The following is a 24,721-nucleotide window of genomic DNA, read 5'->3' as shown; positions in this document are numbered from 1 at the left end:
TTCATTTGCTTCCTTTTTACTTTTTGTTCACTAAATTTTAATATATTAGAGAAAATATAGACCATGGGAAGGTGATAGAGTCCGATTCAATATGCGAGTGAAGTTTCAGCGAAAATACTCGGAGCAATTGGCATTACAGAAGTACGAAAAGTATAATCAAAACCGATTAGATAAAAATATAGTCGACGGTTTTGAAGATTTTATAAAGGAAAACCGACTAAAATAAGACGAGTCGTTGTTCCCTCGTCTTATTTCAATTCTATTAAGATAAAGCACTGGTCGTCATTTTTATATGGATCTTTTGCTTCATTTGAAAGAGAAACAATCATGTTTTCTCTAGTTACGGATAGAGGCAGTGTTGCATGCCTTTGTAAGGCAAGATTTAGATTTTCTTGCCCAAGAGGTTCTGAGACTCCATCCGTGTAAAGCAGTATTCGAGCTCCTTTTTTATAATCAAGTGTTTTTGATTTAAAGTGAATACCTTCAAATGTTCCTAATGGAGGGCTTGTCGCATAAAGCTCTAATTGTTGCCCTGCAGGATCTTGGAAAATCGTAGGCGGATGTCCAGCATTAATAAACTCCATGGTTTGCTTTTTCGTGTCAACAAAGAGGTAGATTGCTGTGCAATAATGCCATGCGCTTTCGTTATTTTGAAACAGATCATGCAAATGACTATCCAATTCCTGCATCACGACCTCAGCTCTTACTCCTTGTGATATTAATCGGTGAAACAAGGATTGTAAAGACATCGTTATCAAAGCGGAAGATATCCCGTGTCCCATTACATCCAATAATATAATTCCATACTGATGAGGGTTGATTTGATAGAACCCATAAATGTCCCCTGATAATTCATTGGAAGCACGATAGAAGGACAAAATATCGACTTTTTCATTGGAAATATCCTTTGTTAGGGCAGTTTCCTGAATTTTCTTGGCAAGTTGTAATTCCTTTTCTGTGTTGGTTTTAAAGATTAAATTTTGTTGGTTAAGTTTCTTTAGTTCCTCTTGTTTATCCTCTAACGTTTTCAGTGCGTCCTCTAGTTCAATTAGAGCTTCATTTTTTTCCTCGAAAGCGTTCTCGGCCAACTCTTTAGCGAGTAACAATTGATCCTCAAACTCATTTCTGTTTCGCATAGGAATAATGACACAGTATATGACCGCCTCCTCTTTTTCATTATGAAGAGAGGCATTGATTAAAACCGGAATTTCTTCCCCGTTTTTAGAAGCTATAGAGAGATACATTTCCTCAACTAAGTGCTTTCTCATAATCAATGGAATGAAATAAAGCTGAAAGAACATACGAGCAGGGTTAGGTAGAATGGCATGAACATGCTTTCCAATAAGCGCTTCCGATGAATAGTCTAAGATTTGAAGTAATGTCTCATTAATGGATAGAATAATGCCATTCTTTGATAATGTGATGAATCCACTTGGTAAATAATTTAATTGTTCATTCATGGAGGGCACCTATATCCTCCCTCATGATTGATTCCGTATTACTTTCCAAAAAGTCTCGAATGATAAGAGCGGTCTCTACTGGATCAGTCATATGCGGGCAATGACCAATAGCATTCATGAATGTAATCGTACTGCTAGGCAAGTGCTTCGCTAAATATTCCCCAACATTCCTTGGGGCAATAACATCCTCTGAACATTGCATAATAAGGGAGGGTACCGTTACATGAGGTAAGTCGTTTCGATTATCCCCAAAGAAACAAGCTTGTGCAAATGCACGAATGACGGCAGGTTCTGTGGAGCAAAAGCGATCCTCTAGCTCATTTGCGACATCAGAACGTTCCGAGTTGTTTAGAAGGGTCGCAGAGAATGCGTTTGCCCAACCAATGTAATTTTTCTCCATCAAATTAACTAAACCTTTCAAGTCCTCTTCTTCAAAACCACCAAAATATTCAGGTGGGTCATTGAGGTAACAGGGAGACGGCCCAATCATGATTAGTTGGGAAAAATACTCTGGTTTCTGAAGGGAAGCCAATATTCCAATCATACTGCTGACGGAATGCCCTACGAATATAGCATTCTTTAAATCTAAGGCTGAGCAAACATCTAATACATCCTGTACATAACCTGATAAATTTCCATATTTAACCGAGTCAAAGGCACTTATGTCAGACTTTCCTAGACCTACATAGTCAAATAAAATAATTCGATAATCTTTTTCAAATGATTCTAGTATAGGATTCCAGACGGTCTGGTCACAACCAAATCCAGCAGCAAAAATGATAGGCTGCTTTCCATTTCCCTTTATATTCACGTTATTTCGAGTTAGTATATCTGGGCTGTTCACAAACCAACTCTCCCTTTTTTTAAAAAAACGTTTATTAAAATCATAACATTTAATTGATAAAAGAGGGGAATTTGTTTACTAAATGTAAGTAGTTATATATTTGTTCTTTTATACTTATGATTGTATCTTATGAAAATTCAGTGATTGCTGTCATACATTGCAAGAACTATACGAAAAAGCTTCCGCAAGCAATGACACATTTGTTCTATGGAGGAGAGCAATCTTTTAAAATGGGGGGCCTTAAAGTGTAAGGTTATGGAAAAAACTGAAAATCCGCTGATGTGATGGATGAACCGGGAGCATTACCTGAAGTGACGGATTCTCATTATTTAATTTATGGTATGATATCCGGATTTATCGTTCTTATTTTTAAGATCCTAATCCTTTTCTTATGTCAGTGGGCCGAGGGTTAGTGAAATCTACGCTCATCCACAATTACCTATAAACACTTGTTTTACGAGTTAAATAGATTATAATTTAACCAATTATTAAAGTGTGCGTTCAAAAAATAAGAAAGAGGTGATGGCATGAATGAATCGATATTGCTAGTTGAAGATGATGAGCAAATTCATGAAATGGTTTCGAATCATCTAAAAAACGAAGGATATAGGGTTGTATCAGCATTTGATGGTGAGGAAGCTATCCATCTTTTTTTGCGAGAAAAATTTGATCTGATTATACTTGATTTAATGCTTCCTTCTGCCAACGGATTGGATATCTTACAGAGAATAAGGACGGATAGCCAGTTACCTATTTTGATCATGTCTGCAAAAGATAGTGATGTAGATAAGGCGCTCGGACTTGGTTTCGGGGCAGATGACTATATAGGGAAACCATTTTCTCTAATAGAAATGACTGCCAGAGTTAAGGCTGCATTACGGCGTTCCAAGCAATATAGCCAGTCCAATCCTCATAATCAGATCGTAAAGGTGTTGGATCTTGTTATCGATTTAAATAACTTCACCGTCTTAAAAAATGGCAAGGACATTAATTTGACTGCAAAGGAATTTCAAATATTGAGTTTGCTAGCAACGAATCCAAATCAAGTATTTACGAAGGGTCAACTTTTTGAAAGTATATGGAAGGAAACCTATTACGGAGATGATAATGTTATAAATGTTCATATCCGGAGGCTTCGCGGAAAAATAGAAGACGATCCTTCTTCTCCTACATACATAAAGACCATATGGGGCATCGGCTACAAGATGGAGATAAATAGATGATATATATTCTTTCTGTTCTTCTCCTTCTCTTGCTCATAATAATCTATAAGTTTTATAGATTAAAGAAGACGATGAACCAAAGCTTGCAGTACATTTCTAAAAAACTTAATCAAATTATTTCTAATAAATCTGCTGAACGATTGTTATTATTTACGGATGAAAAGCAGCTTAGAGAGCTTTTAGTTGTAACTAATGATTTGCTTGATTTTCATCAGGGATTTATGGCAGACAATGCACGAATGAGAATCTCAATGAATCGTATGTTATCCAATGTTTCTCATGACTTAAAGACTCCGCTTACTGTAATTTCGGGATATATCGAGACCATACAGCATAATCAGAAACTTACACCTGAAGATCGCGATGCACTTTTGACAAATGTGGGAGTGAAAGTAACGGAAGTAGCAGGCTTGATAAATAAATTTTTTGATTTAGCAAGGCTTGAATCAGGTGACTGGCAAATGAAATGGAGTAAGGTTCACTTAAATGAGCTATGTCGAAAAACAATACTAGGATACTATGATACTCTAACTTCCAAAGGTTTTGACGTAGAAATTGATATTCCAAAAGAGTCTATCCTTCTTTATGCAGATGCAGATGCCATAACTCGGGTTTTGGAGAATTTACTATCAAATGCTATTAGATATGGGAAGGACGGAAAAGTAATTGGATTAACTTTACATCAAGATAGTGACCATGTTTTTATAGATGTCTGGGATCGAGGGAAAGGGATAAAAGAAGCAGAAGCTAATCGAATTTTTGAAAGGTTGTACACATTAGATGACTCAAGAAGCTCCTCGGCAGAAGGAAATGGTCTCGGCCTAACGATTGCAAAAAGGCTAATCGAACAGATGAAGGGTCATATTGAATATTCCAGCATTCCTTTCAAACGGACAGTGTTCACGATTAAGTTCAAGAAATCTAAAGATACACAAATTTGAAACGTAAGAAAAACGTAAGGATTAAGTAATTAATAAGACAGTTTCCTTTGATATAGTAAGGCTAAATATTTGTAAGGGGGTTGTTATATGACATATATTCTTAAAACCCACCAGTTAACAAAGGCTTATCGGGGAAAAGAAGTTGTTTCAGATGTTAATTTAAATGTTCGGCGTGGTGAAATTTATGGTTTTCTTGGTCCGAACGGAGCAGGGAAAACAACGGTTATGAAAATGATAACAAATCTTGTGAAACCGACAGAAGGAGATATAGAAGTATTAGGGGGAAAAGTACATCCCACCTCCTATGAAATACTAAAAAGAATAGGGAGTATTATCGAATATCCCATTTTTTATGAAAAACTCACTGCAAAAAAGAACCTGGAGCTTCATTGCGAATATATGGGTTACTATAACAAAAAGGCAATTACTGAGGCACTGGATCTTGTAAACCTGGTCAATGTTGATGCTAAGCCTGTTAAAGAGTTTTCTCTTGGCATGAAACAAAGACTAGGTCTTGCAAGAGCCATAATAACGAAGCCGGATCTTCTTATATTAGATGAACCAGTGAATGGATTAGATCCTGTTGGTATGAATGAATTACGTGATTTGTTTCTGAAGCTAAGCAGGGAAAATGGGATAACACTTTTAATCTCTAGTCATATTCTTGGAGAAATTGAACAAATTGCCGATACAATCGGTGTCATACGAGAAGGCAAACTAGTAGAAGAGACTTCAATGAAGGATATTCGCGGAAAACAGGAGGAGCATTTGGAGTTATTAGTAACTGACTATTCAAAAGCTGCTTTTGTCCTGGAAAACGAGTTGAAGGTGGTTAATTTTCGAGTGATAGATGATAAAGGGCTAATAAAAATATATGATCGTAATACATCTCAGGATGATATTATACAAGCTATGGTTCGAAATGAAATAGAAATTGATGCAATCCATAAGAAAAATCAATCACTTGAAGATTATTTCTTACAACTTATAGGAGGGGGTAATCATCATGCTTAACCTTATAAAGTTGGAAATGAGAAGAATGAATGTTCAAGGTGTTTTATTGAATTTTTTATTGATAAATGCAGGAATTATCGGCATGCTTCTATTGATTTCTATAGATCCAGAGGCTGTTGCAGAGTTTTATGCAAACCCTGAAGATATCATGATGTTGATTAAACTATTAGTTGTAGCAGCTTTTGTTATTCATGCATCTGTTTTACTTTCCAATATGATTGTGGAAGAGTTTAAGAATAAAACCATTTCTGTACTGTTCATGTACCCAATTAATAGGAAAAAGCTTCTTTTGTCAAAATTAATCATTGTTAGTTTCTTGACCTTTTGCTTTATTGTTATTTCGGTTGGTATTGTGTTTTTTAGTTTTTTTATCCTTAATAACATGTATGCTTTAACCGCAGTACCTCTAACAACAGAGCTATTCACGAATGAAGCAGCTCACATCATTAGTATAGCCCTGGCATGTGCTGGAATGTCCCTTATTCCTTTATTCTTTGGAATGATTAAATACTCTGTTCCAGCAACTATTACTTCTTCTATTCTCATTGTTGCGATTTTATCTTCAACTGGAGAAAGTGGGGGGAATCTATTTTCTATTACCGCCATACCCATTATGCTTGGAGTCATTGGTTTTCTAGTGGCTTACTTAGTTATAAGTAAAGCAGTGAGGAAGGATTTTTAGGTCACTCATTTCGAGACCGAACCGTTTACACTTATATTTGTACCATAGTAACCGCGCCATAAGTAGGTGCGGTTTTTTACTTTACAGAATCTCAATTTTGACAGTAGTTAACCGAAGGGAGAAGGGTTTGGATAGAAAGTTAGAGTAACAGTATTTGTCCATGGAATCTCCCTTTATTTAGCTGAGATCAGTTTGTAAATGAAGAAGCACATGTTTCCTTTGGTGGTAAAAAGGACTCTGGAGTCGCCCGTTTTGGTGGCGAATGAGCCATGGAGAAATTCACAGCTGTGAAGTGGATTAGTGTCCAAGAAGAAGATCGCTTCTTTCTTTTTTGCAACAATATGTATAAACACCCCAAAGATTTGGTTATCTTATGGGGTGTATTTAAGGTTGATTCATTTCTTTAACGAATTAATCCACTTCACAATATATCAAAAGGTCTCCAATTTTGTTCGAGGGTCCTTTGTACGATAATCAAAGGCATCCATAACAGAAATTTTGAAGTGTCCACCCTCTAACCCCTTGTCATCAAGGTATGCTAACACTGTCTCTGTATAACAACATAAGCTCACTTCTTGCTCTTATCCTTCATTCATTACGCTATGCTTTTTACCATAAGCAAAATAAAAGAGTAGTCCAAATACAAACCAAATACCGCAAGCAATCCATGTATGAACAGAGAGCTGAGTAATTAAAAATAAACATAATAGGAATGAACAAATTGGTAAAAAAGGAAAGAAAGGCACTTTAAAACCATTGGATGGTGTACTCTTATTTTTCCTTAAGTAAATAACTCCAATCGAAACGATTGCAAATGCAAGTAATGTTCCTATGTTTACTAGTTCTGCTAGTTTAGATAACGGAACGAAACCGGCACAAAAAGCCACAAGTGTTGCAAATACCCACGTATTTTTGACGGGTGTTTTATATTTTTTGCTAAGCTCATACATGCTTTTGGGCAGCAATCCATCGCGGCCAAACGCGTAAAGAAGTCTCGTTCCGCCGTATGTCATAACAAGTATAACAGTCATCATGCCCACAACAGCACCAAGAGAAATAACGCCAGCCACCCAATCTTGATGAACGATCTGCATAACATAGCTAACCGGGTCACTCACATTTAGCTTTGTATAAGAAACCATCCCAGTCAAAACAAGCGAAACTGCTACATAAAGTATTGTACAAATAAATAAGGATCCAATAATTCCAATTGGCATATTGCGTTGTGGATTCTTTGCCTCTTCAGCAGCTGACGAAACAGCATCAAACCCAAGATAAGCGAAGAAAACAAGGGCTGCGCCACTCATTACACCATCCATTCCGAACGGCATAAATGGTTGCCAATTAGCAGGCTCCACATAAAAAAGACCTACTCCAATAAATAAGAAAACTACACCTACTTTAATAAATACCATGATCGTATTAAATTTCGTAGATTCTTTTATTCCGAGCGTTAACAAAGATGCAATGGCAAATATAATGGCTATAGCCGGCAAATTCACATAGGTTCCATCTGCGGGATTAAAAGATCCAGAGATGGCTTTTGGAATGGTAATATTAAGCCCTTCTAACAAAGCACTAAAATAAGCAGACCAACCAGTTGCAACTGCTGCAACCGCTAAGCCATATTCTAACAGCAAAGCCCATCCTACTAACCAAGCGACTAATTCTCCAAATACAATGTATCCATACGTATATGCACTACCCGTTACTGGTATGGATGAAGAAAACTCTGAATAACACATAGCGGCTAATGCACAGACAATAGCAGCTATAATAAAGGAAAAAACTATTGATGGTCCAGCGTGCTCGGCAGCTACTGTCCCAGGAAGAATGAATATACCTGTTCCGACAATGGCACCTACTCCAAGGAGGATTAGATCAAATGCTCCTAACGATTGTCGTAGCTGGATATCTCCTCTTCTTTCTAATAATTCCTCGAGATTCTTTTTCCTAAATAATACATTTTTCATACTGTACCCTCATTTTTTTGAAAAGATGTAAAGAATTCTATATGTTTATTTCTTGAAGGTCAATGGATATTGATGGATTACGAATATTCTTATGGAATAATAAGAGATTAAAATAAAGTTGAAGACTTGAATGGTCTATTGGAAGTACACACAAAAGGAGAGATATATGCATCTTTGGGAACGCACCATAAGTAGTCGCGATATAACAAAAATTGCTGTAAAAATTTTATCCCCTTATAATTAAGATCGTAATCACTATAATGGTTTATGCAAAACCTCCTCTATACTAGTATTGGTTCAGAGTATCAATTGGAGCTAAACATAGAATTATCATTGAAAACAAAGCGAGTTTCCTTAGGAAGGAGCAAAGCACTTGGATATTACATTAAATCAAAAAATCATTAAAGAAATGTGCGGTACAGTCTCCTTCAAAAAAGGTGACTCTTTTTATCGTGCTAATAAAGTAACATTTGAAGATTACAGTCCTGATCGTTGTAGTGCAACAATTACTGGACTGCAGGATATACTTGTCACGATAGAAAAAGATTCTAACGGTGGCTTTCGCACAAATTGCACCTGCCCAACGTTAGTTTCCGTTAAAAACGATTGTCAACATATTGCGGCAGTTTTACTGGCTATATACGATCACCAGCGTCATAATACTATTCCTATCGTTCATACAAATGCTTCAGCAAATCAAGCTCTAACTGAAGGTCTGATGTCTATTTTCAATAATCAACGTACCCGTTCAAGCGGCCACCAGCTTCACTTTGAAAATCGGCAAGTGCTTGATTTAGTGTTTACATGTAAACCCGTCTCCGTAGACGGGAAACAGTATCTTCTTGGAATAGAAATGACCATTGGTCCTATAAAAATTAAAAATATAAGGGACTTCCTGAGGCAAGTAAAAACAGGAAATTTATGCACATTGTCCCCATCATTCACCTATGACCCTGCTCTTCATTGCTTTCCAAAAGAAACGGATGCGGTTATTCAGCGGCTTATTCCAGTGATCCATGATGAAGAAATGTATGTGGACTCGTTACCGGATAGCTTTGACTACACAATCGATAACCATCTGTTACTTATTCCCCCTTCTTCTGGAGAGCGGCTTATCCCTTTACTTACACGAGCGCCGTTGGTAAGGATGGAGTATGACGGGAATACGTTCGAAGGTTTTCATTTTTTGGAAGAAGAGCTTCCACTTCAGTTTGACTTTGCAGAAACAGCAAGTGGAGACTATAAAGTGAAGATTAAAGGAATAAATCGGATGGTTGTGTTGAATTCGTATAAAGTCGTTCTATATGATGGGAAATTGATCCAGTTGAGAGATGAGGAAAATAAGCGTCTCTCCGAACTGAAACAGATGTTAGACGATTCAGGAACGAATCAAATTCCGATTCCACGTGACCAAATGAATTTTTTTATGGAAAAGGTAGTTCCAGGGTTGAGGAAGCTGGGAGATGTCCGACTATCGGAAGGTATGACGCAACGGCTTGAGAAGACACCACTATCTGCCAAGCTATATTTGGACCGGGTGAAAAATCGCCTACTTGCCGGACTGGAATTTCACTATGGAAATATTGTGATCAATCCCTTAGAAAGTCGGGAAATCCAAAATAAATATATCGTGATAAGGGATGTGGGAAAGGAAAACGAGATCCTAAAGCTAATGGATGATAGCTCGTTTACCAAAACAGATGAAGGGTACTTTTTGCATAATGAAGAATTGGAATATGAGTTTTTGCAACATGTCACTCCGATGCTCCAAAAGCTTGTACAAATATATGCAACTACAGCAGTCAGAAATCGGGTTGTCAGAGACAAAGCTTTCCCGAAAATCCGGATAAAGTATAAAAAGGAACGGACCGATTGGTTGGAATTCAAGTTTGAGATGGATGGTATTCCTGAAAAAGAAATACGGGAGATTCTAAAGGAACTAGAGGAGAAACGGAAGTACTACCGTTTGCGGAATGGATCACTTTTGTCCCTGGAGACGAGAGAATTTGAAGAAATCAGGCGTTTTTTGCATGCAGCTCCTGTACAGGATGAAGACCTGGAAAGTGGATTTGACGTACCGATTGTCAGGGGGCTTCGGCTTCTGGATTCTGTTGATGATAGTAGTACGTTCACCATAGAGGAATCGTTCCGGCATTTCCTTGAGAAACTTAAAAGTCCAGATGAAAGGGCATTCGCAGTTCCAAAAAGCTTAGATTCCATATTGCGAGACTATCAAAAACATGGGTACAGATGGATGAAAACAATGGCTAGCTATGGATTTGGAGGAATTCTAGCGGATGATATGGGGTTAGGGAAAACGCTACAAAGTATTGCGTTCATTCTTTCGGAACTTCCCAATATCCGCGAAAGGAAACGCCCAGTTCTCATTGTTTGCCCAGCGTCTTTGACGTATAACTGGCTTAGTGAATGTAAGAAATTCACCCCAGAGATACAAGCAATTGTTGTGGATGGGAATAAAGATAAACGGTCTAAAATACGGAAAGATGTAATGGATAAGGATGTCGTCATTACCTCCTATCCCATGTTACGCAGTGACATACAATGGTACGAAAAACAGTCCTTTCACACTGCGTTTTTTGATGAGGCGCAAGCCTTTAAGAACCCTTTTACACAAACAGCAAGAGCAGTAAAAAAGATACAAGCAGATTACCGATTTGCTCTCACTGGTACGCCTGTAGAGAATTCGTTGGAGGAGCTTTGGTCTATATTCCATGTTGTGTTTCCTGAGCTTTTCCTTGGGTTAAAGGAATATAGTGACCTCCCAAGGGAAAAGATTGCACGCAGGGCACGTCCTTTTTTACTTCGTAGGTTAAAAGAAAATGTACTAGCAGAGCTTCCTGGAAAAAGAGAATTAACCGAATCCATGGAGTTGCTTCCTGAACAGAAGAAGTTATATGCCGCCTATTTGTCGAAGCTTAAACACGATACGTTAAAGCATCTGGATAGAGATACTCTCCGAAAAAATCGTATTAGGATTCTTGCTGGCTTGACTCGATTACGGCAGATTTGTTGTCACCCAGCCTTGTTTGTTGATGGCTATAAAGGAAGCTCAGCTAAATTTGAACAACTGATGCGGATTATAGAGGAATCAAGGCTTTCTGGAAGAAGGGTGTTAATTTTTTCACAGTTTACGAAAATGCTTAAGATTATTGGGAAAGATTTAGCTATTCAAGGGCTACCTTTTTTCTACCTTGATGGACAAACCCCATCAGAAGAACGAGTGGAAATATGCAATCGTTTTAATGCTGGTGAACGTGATTTATTCCTCATCTCCTTAAAAGCAGGTGGTACAGGCCTTAATCTAACGGGTGCTGATACCGTTATCCTATACGACATTTGGTGGAACCCAGCTGTTGAGCAACAGGCAGCTGATCGTGCTCATCGAATTGGTCAAGCGAATGTTGTTGAGGTGATTAAGCTTGTGGCCCGCGGTACAATTGAGGAAAAAATGAATCAATTGCAAGTGAAAAAGAGAGATTTAATGGAGGAAGTTATTGGTGCTAAAGAAAATTCGCGGTCTACGCTTACCGAAGAGGATATTAAGGAAATATTGATGTTGTAGATTAAGTTAGGGGATTTTAAGTAGGGTACCATGCAAAGAATGAAGTACCATTTCTAATAAGACACTCCGTAAATCACCGGAGTGTTTTTTCATAAATAATACCTTGTTAAACTCTTTTCCAATACAGCAAGGAGATTTGAGAAACGTGTTGTTACATGTATGTAACAAACTCCCTATTGTGTAAATCTTAACTAAAATCTTCTGAACAATGTACTGTCTTACTCCATGCAGATACAATTAAGTTAATAAAGAGATCTTTTATACGAGGGGGAGACATTATGATTAAATTGGTGCTAACGGATATGGACGGAACGTTCTTGAATAATAACGGAGATTTCAACAGGGAACTTTACAAGGATGTAAAAAGGTTAATGAAAGAAAAAGGAGTTGTTTTTGCTCCGGTTACTGGTTAAGCAATGTGAACGGGTAGAAGAGTTATTTGGTGAGGATGCAGATGATTTATGGATTTTAGGGGATAGTGCAACTCGAATCAAGCATAATGGAGAATTTGTTTACGAATCTTTGCTTCGTAATAAATTAGGATTGAAAATTATCCATATGCTTGAGGAAATAAGCCTCGAACATACGATTATTGCCTGTACTAGAACGGGTGCTGTCATAAAAGATACGACACCCACTGAAGAAGCGGCTATTGTCAGGAGGTCCTATGCACAGGTTAGACAAGTATCGGATTTCAATGAAATAAAAGATGACTTTGTTAAGATTACCATTCACGACCCATTATTAAGGTGTATGGAAACCAGGGAAAGATTATCTCCGTTTTTTGAATCCGCTTATATTGTTGCTTCGGAGGCGGCATGGATAGATATAGCTAATGCTAATGTTCATAAGGGTACAACTGTTGAACACTTACAAAAGCTATTACATGTTACTCCCGAAGAAACAATGGTATTCGGAGATGGTTACAATGATTTAGAACTCATGGATCGTGCTACATACAGCTTTGCGGTCCGCAATGCAGTTGATGAATTAAAAGAAGCGGCGAATTATATTACCCGATCCAATGAAGAAGATGGGGTTTTAAAGACGATTATTCAAATATTGTCTTTGTAATAGATTTTCAAAGCAAAAGTTATCCGTCCTTTTCCTTAATTGGCAAGCCCATTCGCACTGTTAATGATCAAGCTGCTGATTGGATCTCACTACATAGATCCGGAATAGGATTAAGGCGATCAGGGATAATAGAATGCCAGTGACATAAGGCAGACCTATAGTGAAGGAGTAAAGCCAGCCTCCTAATATAGGTCCTATTATTCTTCCGAGAGAGTCGAAGGAAGATAAATAGCCAGTGGCACTTCCATGTCCGGACTTAGACAGTTTTGTTAATAAAGAAGAAACACTTGGGCGAATGACACCATTCCCAACACCGAATATTGCTAGGAAAATAGCTGCAGTTGTAAAGTTCTGCGTGAAAAGAATTAGTCCGAAACCGATAGCAGAAACTAGAATTCCAGCTTGGATAATCTTAGCTTCCCCATACTTTTTAGTCAGTTTCCCCATAGAGCCTTGTACGCCCGCACTTGCAAGCCCCATAATCATAAAAATATAGCCTAATGTAACCGAATCTAGTCCTGCTTGTTTCGCAGAGAAATAAGCAAAAGTAGCCTCCAAGCCAGATAGGGACAAAGAGACAAAGAATTGTAGGAAATACAACATGGATAAAGGTCCGCGTAACACCTCTTTTAAGGAGGCTTTACCTTTATCGATTTTGTTATGTGAAACCGCTAAGGATTCTTTTAGGACAAATAAAACTAAGAAAAAAGTGACTATAGATGAGATGCCGGCGATATAGAAAGGGGTATGTAAATTAATATTTGTAAACCCTCCACCAATAGCCGGACCAAAAATAAATCCAAGACCAGTAGCGGCCCCGATCAATCCCATCCCCTTACCGCGATCTTCCTCTGTTGTGATATCCGCAACATAAGCCATGACGGTTGGCATGTTAGCTGCTGACAATATGCCTCCAATGATTCTGGCAACAAATAGCATCCATAGGTTTGTGGACAGTGCCATGATGAAAAAAGATAGAGCAAGTCCAAAAATGCCGATCATCATGATAGGCTTACGACCAATCCGATCCGAAAGACGACCCCACATTGGAGCGAATATAAGTTGCATCAAAGAATATATAGACATTAATAAACCAAGCTCGGTTGGTGATGCACCAAGCTCCTCTGCATAAAAAGGAAGTACAGGAATAATAATTCCGAAGCCAACCATAACAAGAAACATAACCGCAACAAGTACGGGAAAGACTTTTTTCGTATTCAATGTGGGTTCCACCTTCTGTTTGTTAATCTAAGGAAATCATATCATAAGTTGCAGAAATCAGCCGTGTCACATCTTTCAACTGTTGAAAAGTGTTTATTTTTATTGGTTAAATACGAACTAATTTTAACCATCCCTTAAGAAAAAACACGCAGGTAGTCCTATTCTGACAAAAATGTTAACCACATACATATATAGTTGTAAGCTGCCATGCTTTATAGGGTATATGAGATACCTGATCCGATGAGTGTTGTATCGGAGTACTGAAAACTCTTTGCCTTGGCTTGCGAATGTAGGTTTAACTTTGTTAGAGGAGGAAAGCAGAATGACATCAACTTTAGGATTGACGTTACTTGCTGTTTTTGGTGTTGCACTTTTATTGTTTTTAGTCATCCGTGTTAAGCTACAAGCGTTCATTGCATTAATCGCTGTTAGTTATGTGGTTGGTTTACTGGCTGGCATGAGCCCTGGGGAAATTTTTACAGCAGTACAAGATGGAATGGGTGGAACCGTTGGGGAAATAGCTGTCATTATCGGTGTTGGAGCGATGTTTGGGGAAATTCTTAAGGTATCAGGTGGTGCGGAACGTTTAGCTCTTACTTTAATGAACAAGTTTGGAGAAAAGCGGGTAAACTGGGCGCTCGCATTAACAGGTTTTATCATATCAATCCCAGTCTTTCTAGATGTTGCCTTCGTTATTCTAGTCCCTATCTTATACAGCCTCGCACAAAAAACAAAAAAGTCTCTATTATTTTATGGAATTCCACTACTTGCAGGTTTAGCTGTAACACATAGTTTTGTCCCACCTACACCGGGTCCAATCGCTGTGGCATCCTTATTAGGTGCAAATATTGGTTGGGTTGTCCTGTTCGGACTAATTGCAGGGATTCCTGCCGCCATTATTGCGGGTCCGATTTTCGGTACGTATATTTCCAAGAAAATTCATGTAGAAGTTCCTAAAATCATGCTGAAAAACATGGCTGAGGAAGCGAAAGGAAAGCAATACGATAAAGAGCTTCCTGGTTTCGGAGTTATTGCTAGTCTTATCTTACTACCATTATTTCTGATTCTCCTAAACACGTTTTCTAGTTTGTTCTTAGCTGAGGGTAGTGCTTTGCTACAAGTTGTCGTATTCATTGGGAATCCAGGTGTCGCTCTCACAATCACGGCACTTTTAACCTTTTATATACTAGGGACGAAAAGAGGCTATACGATAAGTGATATTCAAGAAATTGCAACTAAATCATTAGAACCAGCTGGTATCATTATTTTAATTACAGGTGCTGGGGGAATATTTGGTCAGGTTCTTGTGGAAACAGGTATTGGGGATGTGTTGGCGAATACGATGAGTGATTTAAATGTTCCAATTATTGTATTTGCATTCTTGGTTGCTTCTGCAGTACGTATCGCTCAAGGTTCCGCGACCGTTGCGATGGTGACTGCAGCCAGCTTAATTACACCGGTTATTGAAACACTAGGAATTTCAGGACCGATGTTGGCACTATTAGTCATCACGATTGCATCTGGCGCAACCATTGCATCCCATGTGAATGACTCTGGTTTCTGGATGGTAAACCGATTCTTCGGAATGTCTGAAAAAGATACACTAAAGTCTTGGACTGTGATGGAGACAATCATTGCCTTTGTAGGGTTTGGTATTACATTAGGGATTAGTTTCTTTATATAAAGGAAAAGGCGTAAGAGCAGTGGGTGACTCGCAATAGAAACAATTAAAGAAAGTAGTTCAATTTTGGAACAACTATCCAACCTAAATTGAACTACTTTTTTCATGGTTAAAATTTATCACAAAGAACTAGAAAATAAATGGTAAAATAAAGAAACTTAGACATATCAAATACATCGTTCTTTACATCCTTATTAAGGAGACTTTAAATATGGAAAATACCAATCGAAAAATAGAGCGAGAATCAGAATGGAAAAAGAGGGAAGAAAAGTTTAGGTTTCTATTTGCATTAGTGATACTATATGTACTTTTTATCATTTTTGTGGAAATTGAGTTTTTAAATAGATATGGATTTCTTTTTCTACCCTATATTTTCTCTCTTTTCGTGATTATTTGGGTTCTTACCTATTTGCCGTTCATCATACTACCTCTAGCTATAGGTAGCCTTATTCTAAAACTAAACTGGAAGCTATCTATTGCAGCAATAGTTGTTGTTGTTTTCATTAAGGTGTTAAATAACGTGAACAGACACGGATTTGGCCCATCCGAAGCGGAATTTTTCTTACATCAACTAAAGGAAAGGTCGATATGGATTTGGTTATCATTTATTGGCTATGTTTATCTCTTCTATTGGTTACTATTTAATCCTGGTCTTGCAAAACGAGTGATTGTGTATCTTTACCGTTTTCTTAGAGGAGAGGTAAAATGATAGAATGTAATGATCAAGAGAATCGAAAAAAGGAAGAATTAGAAGAAATAGAAATGCACAAGAGAAAGGATATGTCTTTATATGTCCTTTTGATAGTTATTGTGGTTCTACATATCATATTCATTCCGATTCTTCGTTGGATTTTTTATGCTGCGCTAATTCTAATAAGTTGGTTTTTACCTTTTGCAACCATCATTACAAATATAGTGAGTCTCTTTATGAAGATAAATATAAAGCAGTCTTTTGTCTCTCTTGGAATTTGCATTCTAATTCTTGTGTGCGGAACCATTAATCCAAACGATATACTAGACGCAATACAGGGAAAGGGCAATCCTAATAACGCTTGGCCGTCCATTTTTGGTTACTTGTACCTGATCTACTGGTGGGTGATCTTTATACTAGGAAATAAAAAAGACAAGACCATCATAACGGAATGAAATAAGGGAGCAATTCTACTAACAGGGATTGCTCTTTTTTGTATCTATTTCCCTATATTAAATTGACTATGCTTCCAGATATTATACTTCAAAAAGGTTTGATATTTTATATATTTAGAAGATAGTTTCCTTCCTGTGAAACAAGATTTTTCGGGTGGTGACTAGCACCTTTCTATCGGCCACATATGATATAATAAGACTACTAGATTGTTTCGGAGGCGGTTCAAGTGATTGAAGTTATTACTTACGCTGAATGCGTGATAAGAGTACACTCAAAAGAAAATGTTGAACAGTCTATTCAGAATGAGCTCTTGCCGTTATCGGAGGAGATCGTTACGGAAGAAATCGTATCTATTTCCAGGCCAACACTGAACACGACTAACGCTGCCTTAGAATCACATGTGCTTGCAAGATTCGTACTGAACTTATTAGAAAGCGAAGAAAATAAGAAGAACGTCGAAGAATATGTGGATGATATTATCCCATTCTTAAAAAGACATGTCCCCAAATGCAATGACATACTGAGTACAAAGATTATTCAAATGAAAAGGCTCCTAGAACAGTAAAAATGAAGCTCCAATAAACCGATGTGTTTACTGGAGCTTTTTGTTGAACAGATTCCTATATTTTTTTGGTGTAATTCCTTCGATTTTTCGAAAAGTAGCTACGAAGTGACTTACATCATTAAAGCCAACTTGATCGGCAATTTCTTTCAAGGAAACGGAATGATCGGATACAAGCTTCTTCTTCGCTTCTCTAATACGGAGCTGGATGAGAAAGGAATAAGGGCTCATTCCAAATGTTCCACGGAAGATGGTTGTTAGATGCTGGGAGCTCATATTCATAACATCCGCCATATCTGCTAATCCAATGTTCTCTGAGTAATGACCTTCTATCCAGTCCACGACAGGTTTGATTTTATCGAAGGATTGCGATAAAGAACGCTGTATTTTTAATTTTCCATATTGCTTGAGCATAATGATAAAGCTATATAGATCACGAGAAAGTTCTAGCTTCGAAAACTCCGAATCTTTCTCTACCTTTTTTAACATATCCTTGATTAAGCTGGAGAAAGGTACTTCCTCTGATTCGGCATACAGTGCGGAAAAATTAAGCTCTAAAGAATTTAAGATGGAATCGACCGAGGAACCTCCAAAGGTAACATACAAGGTAGACCACTTAGATCCGGTCGTATGATAGGAATGAGGAGTAAAGGGAGTGAGAAAAATCCCCTTTCCTGGAGTCAAGACGTACTTTTCCCCAGAAAGTGAAAAAGTTCCTGTACCCTTGATAGTCTGTAACCAATGGTAATAAGGATATCCCTCTGGCCTAGCAAAATCCTCTTCTTGTGGATTGAACCCAATACTTTCAATAAAAAGAGGTAAGGATTTTTCAATGGAAGAAAAGGTATGGCGTATTTTTATTTGATTCATGGCCTGTTCTCCTAACTTCACTCTACTCTAGTTACTATTGATTATAGCAAAACCTGCAAGCTGGTGGGTAACGCTTACAGGTTTTGTGTTTTAATGTTTAAGCACGGCTACTCCATAAGGCCCGAGATTTAATCTTCCGGATACATCTCTATTGGAAAGTAGATTAATATATGGTCGTCCTTCTTCTAAATCTACTGTTTGATTGGTATCGTGAAAATTCATGACAAAGATATAATCATGTACCCCGTCGGATCTCTTTTGCACGCTAATGTTTTCAGGGATAGGACCTTTGATAATGGTTTGAATGCTTAAGTTATCTACGAGTTGGCGGTAAAAATCATCATGAAACTCCGGACTATTCCGAGAGGCAATGTAATAGGCAGAACCTTTTCCGAAACTATTTTTCGTTACAGCAGGTGATCCTTGATAGAAGTCATGCTTAAATTCTGCCAATACTTCTGCGCTTTCTGCATGGATTACTTCACAGTAATCTCTAGCAGAATAAGTCGCCGGTTCTGCGCCATTTGCTGTAAATTGCACTTCATTGAAGTCTGTCTCATATAGTGTATCAATCTCTTCCGCCCAAACTCCGAGCACATTACGCAACGGTCCAGGGAAACCGCCAAGGAAACAAAGGTCATTTTCGCCGACAATTCCACTCCAATACGTCGCTACATATGTGCCGCCGTTAGCGACAAATTCCTCAATGCGCTCGGCTACTCCTGGGCGAACCATATAAAGCATCGGTGCGATTACGAGCTTATATTTAGATAGGTCTTTGTCCATAGAGATGATATCGACTGGGATTCCTTTTTTCCAAAAAGCTTGGTAATGCTGCTGACAGGTTTTAATGTATTCCTTATTTTCATTCTTTAAGCCTTGAGCATCATCGATGGCCCATTGGTTTTCCCAATCGTAGATAATAGCAACCTCTGCTTCAACAGATGCACCAGCTACTTCTTGAATTTGTTCTAAAGCATGGCCAACCTCTGTGACCTCACGAAATACACGAGTATGTTCATGTCCGACATGATCGACAACAGCTCCGTGAAACTTTTCGGAAGCGCCTCTTCCTTTTCTCCACTGAAAGTAAAGAATAGAATCGGACCCATGAGCAACAGACTGCATGGCGGATAATAGATGCATGCCAGGTCGTTTTGCTTTGTTTACCTTATGCCAGTTTACTAGACTAGGTGTACTCTCCAGAATGAGGAATGGTTGACCATCCTTTAAGGACCGAAATACATCATGGACAAATCCAACGTCTGCAGCAAGCTCCCACGTTTTTTGATAGTTACTATGCCATGCCGGATAACTATCCCATGTCACGACATCGACTTCTTTCGCAAACTTATCATAGTTTAAACCAAGGTATGGTCCCATTTTTGGGTAATCCCCCATAAAGTTGGTGGTGACTGGGATATCTGGAGTGATTTCTCTTAAGGGAGCAATTTCGTTTTTATAGAAATCAATCGTTTGATCGGTAACAAAGCGTTTCCAATCTAGGTTATGACCGTGAATTTGATATTCACCATGTGGTGCAGGTGACTCAATTTGTTCCCAATCGGTAAACGTATGACTCCAGAATCCAGTCCACCAAGCGTGGTTTAGCTCATCCAAGGTTTGATATTTATTTTTTAACCAGCTTCTAAACGCATCCTGGCAAAGGTCACAGTGACAATCTCCGCCGTACTCGTTTGATACATGCCACATAATAAGGGCTGGATGATTTTTATACCGTTCAGCTAAAATACGGTTCAGATCTGCAGTTTTGTCTCGGTATACGGGTGAGGTAAAACAATGGTTATGACGTAACCCGTGCAGGTTCCGTACTCGATTGCTTTCCATACGCAGTACTTCTGGATATTTTTGTGATAGCCAAGCAGGTCTGGCTCCACTAGGTGTCGCTAAAATGACATGGGATTCTTGTTCGGAAAGGTCATCCATGATTTTATCTAACCATTCAAAATGGTAAGTCCCCTCTTCAGGCTCAATGGCACTCCAGCTAAAGATATTGATGGAGAAGGTATTACATTTTGCTAGTTTCATTAAACGATAGTCTTCTTCCAAGATGCCTGGATAGCGAAGCCATTGATCTGGATTATAGTCTCCACCATGCATAAATCCTTTTAAGTTATGATGAATGGCTGGGTATTTCTTAACCATAATTATTACTCCTCACATAGTTGTTTTTGTCGCTTGTTCTATCCTTTAACCGCACTACCCAGCATCCCAGCAATGAAGTGTCTTTGTAACAATAAGAAAAAGATAATAATAGGGACTGTAGCAATGGAGATTCCGACCATAATTTGGCCATAATCAATCATGGAGATCCCGATTAAACTTGATAATGCTACAGGAAATGTGTACATTTCCGGGGAATTAACCGCGACTAGCGGCCACATGAAATTGTTCCACTGCATCATAAATAGATAAATAGACGTAGCGGCTAGTGCTGGTTTCATCGATGGCAATACAACGGACCAAAAGATTCGGAACTCCCCAGCTCCATCAATTCTAGAAGATTCAATAAGGGAGTCTGGAAACGCTAGAAAGTTTTGTCTCATTAAAAAGATAGCGAACGGAAAGCACAGCTGAGGTGCAATCAATGCAAAGTACGTATTTAATAAGTTGAATTCCGTCATCATGCGGAACAAAGGAATCAGTGTAGCTTGGTAAGGGATCATCATAGAAAGTACAAACACTAAGAAAATCGTATTTCTTCCCTTAAACTTGAATTTTGATAAAGCATAAGCGGCAAATGTACAAACTAATAGAGATAGAATAACGAATGTTAAGGAAACGAATAAAGAGTTAAAGAGTACTCGGAAGATTCCTATCGATTCATTTAAGTTTGTTAGATTGGTCATAAATTGATCTCCAAACGTTAACGTAGGAGGGTTTGTAAACATTTTACTTGTATGATTGGTAGAACCTACAAACATCCAGTAGAACGGGAAGATGGAGATAAACAAAAAGACACATAAAGAGAAATATAAGAGTATCTTAGAGATTAGCTGACTTGGTTTTTTATTTGTATGTTCCATCTTAATCATCTCCTGCTACTTTTAATTGAATGATGGATAATATAGCTACGATTACCACAATGATATAGGCCATCGCGGAAGCATAACCGAAATCAAAATAACTGAAACCAACTCGATAAATATAGAGGCCTAATGTTAATGTCGCATCTGCTGGTCCACCGTTTGTCAGGTTATAAGGTTCATCGAATAACTGTAAGGTTGAAATGGTAGAGATAATAGCCGTGAACAGAATAACTGGTTTAAGCTGTGGAACGGTGATGTTTAGGAATTGTTTTACTTTCCCAGCCCCATCTAAGGAAGCAGCTTCGTATAATTCCTCAGGAATGTTTTGCATGGCGGCTAAGTAGATCACCATATTGTAACCAGTCCATCTCCATGTCATGGCCATTATGATGGAGAATTTGGCCCAGAACGGGTGGGATAGCCACTTAATATTGTCAATTCCGAATAAGGCTAGGAATTGATTAAGTAATCCTGTATCTTGGAGCATGATGGAAAATAAAATTGCATAGGCAACTAATGACGTAACGGCAGGCATAAAGAAACCTACTCGAAATAGTCCTCGTAGCTTAAGTAATTTGCTATTTAAGGCACTTGCCAGTATAAGGGCAAGGATTAACATAATCGGTACCTGTACAATTAAGAAAATAAATGTATTTTTTAATGCCTCATAAAACACGCTATCTTGAAAAAGTCTGGTGTAATTGGCTAAACCAGCAAAAACATATTTACCGCCCTCTAACTTTTGAAAGCTTAAAATTAAGGAAGCTACAATGGGGTAGGCGGTAAACCACAAAAATAAGATTAATGCTGGAGCTAAAAACATATAAGGGGTAAGCCGCTTGTGTAACATTCTGTTTTCCTCCAATGTTTATATCCGTGAATCAGTCTTTCTTATATGGATAGAAAGTAATGAAAGAGAAAAGATATTAAAAACTTAATACCTTTTCTCTAGGTTTAGCATCTTTACGAACAAAAGCTTTATTTTAATCTTGTTTCTACGCGTTCTTTTGCACTCTTTAAGGATTCTTCTGGATCCGTACCATTTACTACTTCCGCTTGTGTTTTAATGACTTCTTCACGAGCAACTACGTCATTCACGGTATAGTTCACAGAAGGGATCTTTTCCATTTGACCAGCAAAGAATTCCCATGCTTTTTGACCACCGAAGTACTCAAGCTCTTGTGTGAATAATTCGGATTCATAGACGGGAGCATATGTTGGGAATAATCCACCCTCCATCGCTAATTCTTGTGCTTCATACGATGTGACAAAAAACTCTAAGAAATCGTAAGCTAAATCTGCATTTTCACTTTTTGCATTGATAGTGAAAGAGCTTCCCCCTTGGTTCGCCGCTCCACTTCCGCCTTCTTCAAATGCTGGAAGTGGCATAACGCCCCAGTTACCAGCTGAATCTGGCACTTGTTGTTCTAAAGTTCCAATTAACCATGCACCAGCCATTGCAGTAGCGGTTTGGCCTTCTGATAAGGATGTAACCCATGGACTCCAACCATTCGTACCAATAAGTAAGTCATTTTCAGCTAGATCTTGGAATAAGGTTGCAGCGTTAATGGATTCTTCTGTAGCGATGGTTGTTTCTTCATCATCGTTAAAATAACCCATACCTTGCTGGCTTAATAGAATCGTATATACCGTAGATTCGTTAGCATCATAGCTCAGCATCTTGACACCAGTTGCTTCTTTAATCTTCTTACCTGCTTCCACGTAGTCATCCCATGTTTTAATTTGGCTCGCATCTACACCAGCTTGTTCAAAGAGGTCGGTGCGATAAAAGACTCCTACAGGACCAGCATCAAATGGGAATGCATAAATGCTTCCTTCGTGAGAAACGCTATCAATCTTGTAAGATGGGAATTGATCTTTGTGCTCATCAAACCCTTTTTCAGAAAGATTAACAAATGCGTCTGGGAAATTATAGAATAGTCCAGATAAACCATCATCCACATTTAACATGGCATCTGGTAACCCTTCGTTCCCAGCTTGTAAACCAATTTTTAGTTTTTTATCAATATCTTCATTATTCATTTCAACTACATTCAATTTAAAATCAGGATGTTCTTCTTTATAAAGTTCCGCTGCCTGTTCTAATACGGGCACATTGATGTTCGTAGCCCACATGGTTAGTTCGCCTTTCGTACTTTCTTCACCGCCACTTTCATTTGCATCACCATCGTTCCCTCCACAGGCTGTTAAGGTGAAAGCAGCGATTAGTAGAAAGCTGAATATTAGTAGAGATTTCTTCATTTTTGACCCTCCATTTTTATTTTTATCAATAAACTAAAGGAAATAGTGCTATCTTTATATGAGTCTATTTTCTTTGTTTATCCTGTTATATCCGAGTATAAAGCGTTTTCACGTTGTTTTAAATATAATAATTTTCATAATTAATATAAGAATATGAAAGTGAATGTTGGTGGTTTTATTGTTTTATCTAAGGGAGTTTGTAAAGAAGTATTAGAAAAGCATGGACTAAAGAAAGAGGAGATCTACTTTTAAGCGTTCCGAAATAAAAAAAGCCGTGCTAAGTACATACACGGCTCTACTTTTTGAATAAGTAATATTTATTTTATTTTTTACTTTTTCACAAACATCTGCACCCACTGATTTCCAGCTTGTTCAAAACCGACACCAATATGCGTGAAATTCTGATCTAGAATATTCGCGCGGTGTCCTTCACTATTCATCCAAGCATTGACGACATCTTCTGGGGTACGTTGACCTTGCGCAATATTTTCACCAGCAGCTTGATAAGTAATGCCGAAGTCCCGCATCATATCAAACGGAGATCCGTAAGTTGGACTTGTATGTGAAAAATAGCCCTTGTCATTCATATCTTGTGCCTTGGTATCTGCTACATTGTTTAATTCAGGATATGCTTCTAAAGGTGGTAAGCCTTCCTTCTGTCTTTCTGCATTGGTTAGCTCTATGACAGCAGTGACAAATTCATGTGCCCCTTGATTGTTTTGTGGAGCTTTCTTATTAGACTGTTGCTGGGCTTGTGGCGACGCACCTTGATTGGATTGATTTTTTGGTTGTTGTTGGTTCATACCTTGCTGTTTGTTTGGTGCACCTTGTCCCGGTTTTGTTCTAAACTCGTACTTCTTATCTTGAATTTTTACGGGTTCCGTTTCCGGATAATTTTGGCTGTTTGAATCGGTTCTCAAACTAGAAATATTGAGATTGTTGTCATGTGGGTTATTCTCACCCGCCTGATCGTTGTTGTTACATGCAACTAGTAACAACATAATAGGAATAATAAAAGTAAGTTTGTTATATTTCATGATGAAAATCTCCTTTGTTTTTGCTAGTATTTTCTCTCACTTTAAAGAAAATAAATTGGTAATTTTAAACAAAGGAATTAGATACTTCTATTACTTT

19 protein-coding genes and 1 pseudogene are annotated in these 24,721 nt (G+C 38.1%); 10 read left to right on the top strand and 10 right to left on the bottom strand.

Features of this window, described 5'->3' with window-relative positions; all coding sequences use genetic code 11:
- Positions 1-248: 248 nt before the first annotated feature.
- Together KO561_RS19380 and KO561_RS19375 are read right to left on the bottom strand one after the other, a co-directional pair.
- Positions 249-1,460 (bottom strand): SpoIIE family protein phosphatase, encoded by a 1,212-nt coding sequence (locus KO561_RS19380; RefSeq protein ID WP_231094947.1) that lies wholly within the window; start codon positions 1,458-1,460, stop codon positions 249-251.
- A complete protein-coding gene (locus KO561_RS19375; protein ID WP_231094946.1) occupies positions 1,453-2,304 on the bottom strand; it encodes an alpha/beta fold hydrolase in 852 nt (283 codons plus the stop codon). The genes KO561_RS19380 and KO561_RS19375 overlap by 8 nt, the downstream gene beginning before the upstream one ends.
- Positions 2,305-2,831: 527 nt before the next feature.
- Here KO561_RS19375 and KO561_RS19370 point away from each other — a divergent pair.
- From KO561_RS19370 to KO561_RS19355, 4 genes are all read left to right on the top strand, one after another.
- Positions 2,832-3,527: a response regulator transcription factor gene (locus tag KO561_RS19370; RefSeq protein ID WP_331000813.1), complete on the top strand. Its 696-nt coding sequence runs from the start codon at positions 2,832-2,834 to the stop codon at positions 3,525-3,527.
- On the top strand, positions 3,524-4,468 hold the full coding sequence (locus KO561_RS19365; protein ID WP_231094945.1) for a sensor histidine kinase: 945 nt from the start codon (positions 3,524-3,526) through the stop codon (positions 4,466-4,468). Before KO561_RS19370 ends, KO561_RS19365 begins: the two co-directional genes overlap by 4 nt.
- Before the next feature lie 87 nt (positions 4,469-4,555).
- The gene (locus tag KO561_RS19360; RefSeq protein ID WP_231094944.1) at positions 4,556-5,482 is read left to right on the top strand and encodes an ABC transporter ATP-binding protein; all 927 of its coding nucleotides are present in this window, start codon (positions 4,556-4,558) and stop codon (positions 5,480-5,482) included.
- A complete protein-coding gene (locus KO561_RS19355) occupies positions 5,475-6,164 on the top strand; it encodes an ABC transporter permease (protein ID WP_231094943.1) in 690 nt (229 codons plus the stop codon). Before KO561_RS19360 ends, KO561_RS19355 begins: the two co-directional genes overlap by 8 nt.
- Positions 6,165-6,745: 581 nt before the next feature.
- On the opposite strand, the gene KO561_RS19345 is transcribed toward KO561_RS19355, so the two are convergent.
- Positions 6,746-8,137: a branched-chain amino acid transporter BcaP gene (locus tag KO561_RS19345; protein WP_231094942.1), complete on the bottom strand. Its 1,392-nt coding sequence runs from the start codon at positions 8,135-8,137 to the stop codon at positions 6,746-6,748.
- Positions 8,138-8,510: 373 nt separating this feature from the next.
- Here KO561_RS19345 and KO561_RS19340 point away from each other — a divergent pair, with 373 nt between their 5' ends.
- Positions 8,511-11,720 carry a DEAD/DEAH box helicase gene (locus KO561_RS19340; RefSeq protein ID WP_231094941.1) on the top strand — a complete coding sequence of 1,070 codons (3,210 nt, stop codon included), beginning with the start codon at positions 8,511-8,513 and terminating at the stop codon, positions 11,718-11,720.
- A 278-nt stretch (positions 11,721-11,998) separates the two neighbouring features.
- Positions 11,999-12,794: pseudogene (locus KO561_RS19335) on the top strand (HAD family hydrolase).
- A 60-nt stretch (positions 12,795-12,854) separates the two neighbouring features.
- Here KO561_RS19335 and KO561_RS19330 read toward each other — a convergent pair.
- Positions 12,855-14,015: an MFS transporter gene (locus tag KO561_RS19330; protein ID WP_231094940.1), complete on the bottom strand. Its 1,161-nt coding sequence runs from the start codon at positions 14,013-14,015 to the stop codon at positions 12,855-12,857.
- Positions 14,016-14,337: 322 nt separating this feature from the next.
- On the opposite strand from KO561_RS19330, the gene KO561_RS19325 reads away from it, so the two are divergent.
- The 4 genes from KO561_RS19325 to KO561_RS19310 all read left to right on the top strand — a co-directional run bounded on the left by KO561_RS19325 (position 14,338) and on the right by KO561_RS19310 (position 17,408).
- On the top strand, positions 14,338-15,699 hold the full coding sequence (locus KO561_RS19325) for a GntP family permease (RefSeq protein WP_231094939.1): 1,362 nt from the start codon (positions 14,338-14,340) through the stop codon (positions 15,697-15,699).
- A gap of 208 nt (positions 15,700-15,907) precedes the next feature.
- Positions 15,908-16,405, top strand: coding sequence for a hypothetical protein (locus tag KO561_RS19320; protein WP_231094938.1), 498 nt, complete (start codon positions 15,908-15,910; stop codon positions 16,403-16,405).
- Positions 16,402-16,842, top strand: coding sequence for a hypothetical protein (locus KO561_RS19315; RefSeq protein ID WP_231094937.1), 441 nt, complete (start codon positions 16,402-16,404; stop codon positions 16,840-16,842). Before KO561_RS19320 ends, KO561_RS19315 begins: the two co-directional genes overlap by 4 nt.
- 227 nt (positions 16,843-17,069) lie before the next feature.
- Positions 17,070-17,408: a hypothetical protein gene (locus KO561_RS19310; RefSeq protein ID WP_231094936.1), complete on the top strand. Its 339-nt coding sequence runs from the start codon at positions 17,070-17,072 to the stop codon at positions 17,406-17,408.
- Between the two features lie 27 nt (positions 17,409-17,435).
- On the opposite strand, the gene KO561_RS19305 is transcribed toward KO561_RS19310, so the two are convergent.
- From KO561_RS19305 to KO561_RS19280, 6 genes are all read right to left on the bottom strand, one after another.
- Positions 17,436-18,275, bottom strand: a complete 840-nt coding sequence (locus tag KO561_RS19305) for an AraC family transcriptional regulator (RefSeq protein WP_231094935.1) — start codon at positions 18,273-18,275, stop codon at positions 17,436-17,438.
- Between the two features lie 90 nt (positions 18,276-18,365).
- Complete coding sequence (locus KO561_RS19300) at positions 18,366-20,441, bottom strand: beta-galactosidase (protein WP_231094934.1); 2,076 nt, start codon at positions 20,439-20,441, stop codon at positions 18,366-18,368.
- 38 nt (positions 20,442-20,479) lie between these two features.
- On the bottom strand, positions 20,480-21,322 hold the full coding sequence (locus KO561_RS19295; protein ID WP_231094933.1) for a carbohydrate ABC transporter permease: 843 nt from the start codon (positions 21,320-21,322) through the stop codon (positions 20,480-20,482).
- A 1-nt stretch (position 21,323) separates the two neighbouring features.
- On the bottom strand, positions 21,324-22,175 hold the full coding sequence (locus KO561_RS19290; RefSeq protein ID WP_231094932.1) for a carbohydrate ABC transporter permease: 852 nt from the start codon (positions 22,173-22,175) through the stop codon (positions 21,324-21,326).
- 128 nt (positions 22,176-22,303) lie between these two features.
- Positions 22,304-23,587, bottom strand: a complete 1,284-nt coding sequence (locus tag KO561_RS19285; protein WP_231094931.1) for an ABC transporter substrate-binding protein — start codon at positions 23,585-23,587, stop codon at positions 22,304-22,306.
- A 329-nt stretch (positions 23,588-23,916) separates the two neighbouring features.
- Complete coding sequence (locus tag KO561_RS19280) at positions 23,917-24,624, bottom strand: CAP domain-containing protein (protein ID WP_231094930.1); 708 nt, start codon at positions 24,622-24,624, stop codon at positions 23,917-23,919.
- Positions 24,625-24,721 lie beyond the last annotated feature (97 nt).

Origin of the sequence: Radiobacillus kanasensis, from assembly GCF_021049245.1 — a bacterium.
GTDB classification, from domain to species: domain Bacteria; phylum Bacillota; class Bacilli; order Bacillales; family Amphibacillaceae; genus Radiobacillus; species Radiobacillus kanasensis.
Note: the sequence above shows the minus strand (reverse complement) of the source record. Positions and strands in the feature narration are given on the sequence as shown.